Raw genomic sequence first — 1,649 nt, 5'->3', positions numbered from 1 at the left:
CGAGAGGCTAAGACCGGATGTTGAGCATAACTTGAAAGTGATTGGTGGTATTGTAGAGGACATCAACCGGATGAGTGAGAGTCAGGCAGGAACGGAGCAAGAAGCATCAACCGAGCTAGGCGATAACCCTCAAACCGCAGAAGGGGCGGATGAAAAAACGTCAGCGGAGTTGATGATTAAAGAGACGTTAAGTGCAGACGACATCTTAGGTAGCCAAGAATTAGCCGACAAATGGTTAAAGCGAGTCGAAGCGGATCCTAAATACTTCTTAAATGAGAAGTTTCAGATTCAATTGCGTTCAATAGAAACCGGAGAATCAACCTCTACTGCGAACGAAAATACAGAGGAGGCGGTGCAATGATGAAAAGCCACCGTTTTACGCACTTTGCTTTACCCTTGTGGTTAGTTATCTGTTTCGGTTTCCTCCTGAGCAGTAGTGTGTTGGCTCAAGATATTCGTGACGTTCAACGAGAGCATGGTGTTGAGTTACAAGCGTGGGTTGGTAAACAACCAACGGCTGGAGAGAAGCGGAAAACACCAAGTTTTAGCGTCAATGAGCAAGTTATTTTAACCATCGAAGTGGCAACGCCGCGTTGGTTTACGGGTGGTACGAGAATTGGCAATATTGAAATACCCAATGTTATCGCCAAACAGCGTAATCAACTAGCAACCAACTTTACTGAGCAAAAAGAGGGACAAACTTGGTCGCGTCAACGCTGGGAAGTGACTTTGTATCCTCAAGCTTCTGGTGATTTTGTGATTCCACCTGTCGCAGTGGGCGTTCAGGTGTCGGCGCCGGACGGCGAGAAGGTGTCAGGCACACTTTACACGCAGCCGATTAAGTTCAAAACCGTATTGCCATCGGGCCTGCTGAGTGGTGAGACACCTTGGTTTTCTGCAACAGATGTAGAGGTAAAGCAAGAGTGGGATACCTCCACTGAGTCACTCAAAGTTGGGGATGCAATCACGCGTAAAATCACCATTTCGGCTCAAGATTCACTATCTGTATTGCTACCAGACTTGTTGAAAGGAGAATCAACAACCCGTTATCAAGCGTATCCTCAACCCCACCGTTTGACAGATACGCAAACACGTGGTGATTACCAGTCAACACGCACAGAAGAGAGCGTGTACGTGATTCAACAAGGTGGTGAATTAACCCTGCCGGATTATGAGTTCCGTTGGTGGAACAGTAAGACTCAGCAAGTGGAAACGGTGATGTTAGAGGGCAAAACTTTTGCCGCGAAGCACACGTTGAAGTCCTTCATCAGAACGTACTTTGAATGGATTGTTTCCACGCTTGTGTTGCTGGGTTTTGTGATTATTTCATTGGTAGCCATTAAACGTTACTACCGCAACAGACCGACACCAGCATGGCTGACGTTCCACCGTTTGTTAAAGGCTAAACGTTGGTCTGAAGCAAGGACCATATTGTACAAACAATTGCGTTTAAATACGGCCGAGCTAGAAATGACCAAAGCCGATACGAGTGAATCGTGGCAAAAAAGTGCGTCGCGAATGCAAAATGGTGAAAATAGCGCTCATTTACTGAAGTCGATGTGGCGCAAAGTCCAGACCAAACAAAAACGCTTTAAATTCCGTATTCCGCGAGCGTTACCAGAACTGGACAAAGTCATTGGAAGAGATGA

1 protein-coding gene and 1 pseudogene are annotated in these 1,649 nt (G+C 46.4%); both read left to right on the top strand.

Going from position 1 to position 1,649, the window contains the following annotated elements:
• Nucleotides 1–361 (top strand): annotated as a pseudogene (locus IQR33_RS34915) (hypothetical protein); the annotation flags it as partial.
• Nucleotides 358–1,649: BatD family protein (locus IQR33_RS30590; protein ID WP_193844296.1), on the top strand; the 1,292-nt coding region annotated here is incomplete at its 3' end. The pseudogene IQR33_RS34915 and the gene IQR33_RS30590, both read left to right, overlap by 4 nt.

It is taken from the genome of Vibrio sp. OPT46 (assembly GCF_015163535.1).
GTDB lineage: Bacteria > Pseudomonadota > Gammaproteobacteria > Enterobacterales > Vibrionaceae > Vibrio > Vibrio alginolyticus.
Note: the sequence above shows the minus strand (reverse complement) of the source record. Positions and strands in the feature narration are given on the sequence as shown.